Source organism: Streptomyces sp. KR55, assembly GCF_052245645.1.
Taxonomy (GTDB): domain Bacteria; phylum Actinomycetota; class Actinomycetes; order Streptomycetales; family Streptomycetaceae; genus Streptomyces; species Streptomyces flavusporus.
Genome location: NZ_JBQQCE010000585.1, coordinates 1 through 5244 on the forward strand (window position 1 = coordinate 1; position 5244 = coordinate 5244).

Below are 5244 nucleotides of genomic sequence, written 5' to 3' on the forward strand. Positions count from 1 at the left end.
CCGTCGACGCCGATGGCCAGGTCGAGGTAGCCGTCGCCGTTGACGTCGCCCAGGTCGAGTTCGTAGCCGAAGAAGTCGTTGCCCTCGGCGGTGCCGGGCACGTTGCCGGTGTCCTGGGTGATGCCGGTGGCGTCGGTGGTCAGGGGGCCGCCGTCCGAGCCGTGGGTGACCCAGACCTTGCCGCCCTTGCCGGAGTCGGGGACCGGGGTGCCGTCCTCGGTGGTGGTGTTCCAGTACGCGCCGCTGACCACGTCGCCGTAGCCGTCGGCGTCGATGTCGCCGATCGCGGTGATCACGCCGGGCTTGAGGGTCTTGGCCCCGGAGATGCTCAGGCCGCTCGCGGTGCCGGGGACGTAGTAGTTGCGGTTCCAGCCGTACTCGGAGGAGTTCTCGTAGCCGTCGACCACGAGGTCGGTCTCCGGGCCGCCGTTGACGTTGCCGGCGGTCAGGTTGAGCGGGCCGTTCGCGTCGGTGCCCATGATCGGGGGCTTGATCGTGTAGCGGCCGCCGGTCGTGCCGGAGGAGCTGAAGCCGCCCTTGAGGACGTAGATCGTGGCGGTGTTGCTGCCGACGGCCAGGTCGGCCCTGCCGTCGCCGTCGAAGTCGCCGGCGGCGAGGTTCTTGCCCCAGTAGTCGTGGGACGTGGGGGCCGGGTCGGCGACGGTGACGCCCTTGCCGGTGATGCCGGACGCCGAACCCCAGAGGATGGCCAGACCGCCGCCGTCCTTGTCGCTGCCGACGTCCTCGCCCGGGGAGCCGACGGCGACGTCGTCGTAGCCGTCGCCGTTGAAGTCCGCGTAGGCGGTCTCGGCGCCGAAGCCGTCGCCGCTCTCCGCGCTGCCGGGGGTGCCGGTGGTGTTCTGGCTGATGGTGGCGCGCTTCGCGGACGAGACGCCGGTGGACGTGCCGTAGAGGACGACCAGCTGGCCGGCCCACTCCTTGCCACTGACGTAGGCGCCGTCGGCGGAGAAGGCGACATCGCCCTTGCCGTCGCCGTTGAAGTCGGCCTGCGGGACGTGCGTGGAGTCCGCGGCCGTCGCCGTCGCCGCGGAGAACGTGAGCAGACCGCCCGTCAGCGCGGCCGCGGTGGCCGTCGCGAGGGCGAGTCGCAGGGTGTGCTGCATGCGGGGTCTCCTGCTGCATGCGGGGATGCCTGGCGGGCATCCACAGTCAATGGGGTGCGGATCGTCCGTGTTCGCCGGGAGTTCTCTTCGGGTTCACGTGACGGTCGGCGATCAAGAGACCTGTGCGGACGGGCAAGGGTTGTACGTGAGTTCGGTAACTTTTTGAGCCGGCTGTGAGGAGGAACGGGCCCCGGACACGGCGACGCTCCCACGCCGGGAGCGGCATGGGAGCGTCGGCCGTGGGGATCGGGTCGGTTACTTCACCGGCTCCGGTTCCGATTCCGTCTCCGCGTCCGACGAACCCTCCGGGGCGGCCGGCGTCTTCACGGAGTCCAGCAGCAACTGGGCGACGTCGACGACCTGGATGGATTCCTTCGCCTGGCCGTCGTTCTTCTTGCCGTTGACCGAGTCGGTCAGCATCACCAGGCAGAACGGGCACGCCGTCGACACGATGTCGGGGTTGAGCGACAGGGCCTCGTCGACACGCTCGTTGTTGATGCGCTTGCCGATCCGCTCCTCCATCCACATCCGCGCACCACCGGCGCCGCAGCAGAAGCCGCGCTCCTTGTGGCGGTGCATCTCCTGCTGGCGCAGGCCCGGGACGGCGGTCATGATCTCGCGCGGAGGCGTGTAGATCTTGTTGTGGCGGCCCAGGTAGCAGGGGTCGTGGTACGTGATGAGGCCCTCGACCGGCGTCACCGGGATCAGCTTGCCCTCGTCGACGAGGTGCTGGAGCAGCTGGGTGTGGTGGATGACCTCGTAGTCGCCGCCGAGCTGCGGGTACTCGTTGCCGATCGTGTTGAGGCAGTGGGGGCAGGTGGCGACGATCTTCTTCGCCGACTTGGGCTTCCGGGTCGACTCGTCCTCGTCGTCCTCGCCGAACGCCATGTTCAGCGCCGCCACGTTCTCCATGCCGAGCTCCTGGAACAGCGGCTCGTTGCCGAGGCGCCGTGCCGAGTCACCCGTGCACTTCTCGTCCCCGCCCATGATCGCGAACTTCACGCCCGCGATGTGGAGCAGCTCCGCGAAGGCCTTGGTGGTCTTCTTGGCGCGGTCCTCGAGGGCGCCCGCGCAGCCGACCCAGTACAGGTACTCGACCTCGGACAGGTCCTCGATGTCCTTGCCGACGACCGGCACCTCGAAGTCGACTTCCTTCGTCCACTCCAGGCGCTGCTTCTTGGCCAGGCCCCAGGGGTTGCCCTTCTTCTCCAGGTTCTTGAGCATCGTGCCCGCCTCGGACGGGAAGGAGCTCTCGATCATCACCTGGTAGCGGCGCATGTCGACGATGTGGTCGACGTGCTCGATGTCCACCGGGCACTGCTCCACGCACGCGCCGCAGGTGGTGCAGGACCACAGGACGTCCGGGTCGATGACGCCGTTCTCCTCGACGGTGCCGATCAGCGGACGCTCGGCCTCCGCGAGAGCGGCCGCGGGAACGTCCTTCAGCTGCTCCTCGGACGCCTTCTCCTCGCCCTCCATCGTCTTGCCGCCGCCGGCCAGCAGGTACGGCGCCTTGGCGTGCGCGTGGTCCCGCAGGGACATGATCAGCAGCTTGGGGGAGAGCGGCTTGCCGGTGTTCCAGGCCGGGCACTGCGACTGGCAGCGGCCGCACTCGGTGCAGGTGGAGAAGTCCAGCAGGCCCTTCCAGGAGAACTGCTCGACCTGGCTGACACCGAAGACGTCGTCCTCGCCGGGGTCGGTGAAGTCGATCGGCTTGCCGCCCGACGTCATCGGCTGGAGCGCGCCGAGCGCGGTCTCACCGGTGGCGTTGCGCTTGAACCAGATGTTCGGGAAGGCGAGGAAGCGGTGCCAGGCCACGCCCATGTTCGTGTTGAGCGAGACCGTGATCATCCAGATCATGGTCGTGCTCAGCTTGATCATCGCGAACAGGTAGACGAGGTTCTGCAGCGTCGCCAGGCTCATGCCCTTGAAGGCCAGGACCAGGGGGTACGAGGCGAAGTACGCGGCCTCGTAGTGCTCCACGTGGTGCAGTGCGCCCTCGAGGCCGCGCAGGACGTAGATCGCCAGACCGATGGTGAAGATGACGTACTCGACGAAGTACGCCTGGCCCATCTTGGAGCCCGCGAACCGGGACTTGCGGCCGGCCCGCGAGGGCAGGCTCAGCAGCCGGATCACCATCAGCGTGACGATGCCGAGCGTCGTCATGGCGGCGATGAACTCGATGTAGAGCTCGTACGGCAGGAAGCCGCCGATGATCGGCAGCGTCCAGTCGGCTTCGAAGAGCTGGCCGTACGCCGTGATGATCGTCGGCGGCAGGGTCAGGAAGCCGATGGCCACGAACCAGTGAGCGATGCCCACGATGCCCCAGCGGTTCATCCGCGTATGGCCGAGGAACTCCCTGACCAGCGTCACACTGCGCTGATAGGGGTTGTCGGTCCGGGTGCCGGCCGGGACCGGCTGGCCCAGTCTGAAGTACCGGACGAACTGGCCGATGGCGCGCGCGAGCAGCGCAACGCCGACCACGGTCAGGACCAGCGACACGATGATCGCGGCGAGTTGCATTGGGGGCTCCTCGGGCCTGCGAGGGGGAGATCCGTTGATTACTAAGCGGTAACTTATGCAGTCCGTCTGAGACTACCCATTTCCTCGGTCGCACTGTAGCCAGGGGCCCGGTGATCTGCGTCGCTGAGGCATACCTGACCGTATGGGGCACGGCGCGTCGGACTGATCCCAGTATTCCCCGCACATCATGACATTCCGTTTACCTTGGGGCTGCGCTCTACGAGGCCGAGGGGAGGGCCGCCGGACGGGTGAACGCAACCTCGGTCAGCCTCGCTGCGTCTCTGCAGGTCACCGGGCAGTTGCGCGTAAGGAACAGATAAGAGTTGAGTCCACTCGACTCAGGTCTGTTGACCCGGCGGCGGGCGTCATGCACACTTGAGCCCGTTCCACTCAAGTCAGCTGGAGGAATCAACCATGGCACGTGCGGTCGGCATCGACCTGGGCACGACTAACTCCGTCGTCAGCGTTCTGGAGGGCGGCGAGCCCACCGTCATCACCAACGCCGAGGGCGCCAGGACCACGCCGTCCGTCGTCGCCTTCGCCAAGAACGGCGAGGTGCTGGTCGGCGAGGTGGCCAAGCGGCAGGCCGTGACCAACGTCGACAGGACCATCCGGTCGGTCAAGCGCCATATGGGCACCGACTGGAAGATCAACCTCGACGGCAAGGACTTCAACCCGCAGCAGATCAGCGCCTTCGTGCTGCAGAAGCTGAAGCGGGACGCCGAGGCGTACCTGGGCGAGAAGGTGACCGACGCGGTCATCACCGTCCCGGCGTACTTCAACGACGCCGAGCGCCAGGCCACCAAGGAGGCCGGTGAGATCGCCGGTCTGAACGTGCTGCGCATCGTCAACGAGCCGACGGCCGCCGCCCTGGCGTACGGCCTCGACAAGGACGACCAGACCATCCTCGTCTTCGACCTCGGTGGCGGCACCTTCGACGTGTCCCTCCTGGAGATCGGCGACGGCGTGGTCGAGGTGAAGGCCACCAACGGTGACAACCACCTCGGTGGTGACGACTGGGACCAGCGCGTCGTCGACTACCTGGTCAAGCAGTTCCAGTCCGGTCACGGCGTCGACCTGTCCAAGGACAAGATGGCGCTGCAGCGCCTGCGTGAGGCCGCGGAGAAGGCCAAGATCGAGCTGTCCTCGTCCACCGAGACCTCGATCAACCTGCCCTACATCACGGCCTCCGCCGAGGGCCCGCTGCACCTCGACGAGAAGCTGACCCGCGCCCAGTTCCAGCAGCTGACCGCGGACCTGCTGGAGCGCTGCAAGACGCCGTTCCACAATGTCATCAAGGACGCCGGCATCCAGCTGAGCGAGATCGACCACGTCGTCCTCGTCGGTGGCTCCACCCGTATGCCCGCCGTCGCCGAGCTCGTCAAGGAGCTGACCGGCGGCAAGGAGGCCAACAAGGGCGTGAACCCGGACGAGGTCGTCGCCATCGGCGCCTCGCTCCAGGCCGGTGTCCTCAAGGGCGAGGTCAAGGACGTCCTGCTGCTGGACGTGACCCCGCTGTCCCTCGGCATCGAGACCAAGGGCGGCATCATGACCAAGCTGATCGAGCGCAACACGACGATCCCGACGAAGCGTTCGG

The 5244-nt window shown here is 67.3% G+C and carries 3 protein-coding genes; 1 reads left to right on the plus strand and 2 read right to left on the minus strand.

The genetic code is table 11. The annotated features are described in order from the left end of the window. Positions 1-1124: FG-GAP repeat domain-containing protein (locus ACTWQJ_RS45900; protein ID WP_443312324.1), on the minus strand; the 1124-nt coding region annotated here is incomplete at its 3' end. 255 nt (positions 1125-1379) lie between these two features. Then, positions 1380-3647, minus strand: a complete 2268-nt coding sequence (locus ACTWQJ_RS45905) for a (Fe-S)-binding protein (RefSeq protein ID WP_443312325.1) — start codon at positions 3645-3647, stop codon at positions 1380-1382. A 414-nt stretch (positions 3648-4061) separates the two neighbouring features. On the opposite strand from ACTWQJ_RS45905, the gene dnaK reads away from it, so the two are divergent. Further along, on the plus strand, positions 4062-5244 hold a 1183-nt coding region (dnaK, locus tag ACTWQJ_RS45910; RefSeq protein ID WP_443312326.1), incomplete at its 3' end, for a molecular chaperone DnaK.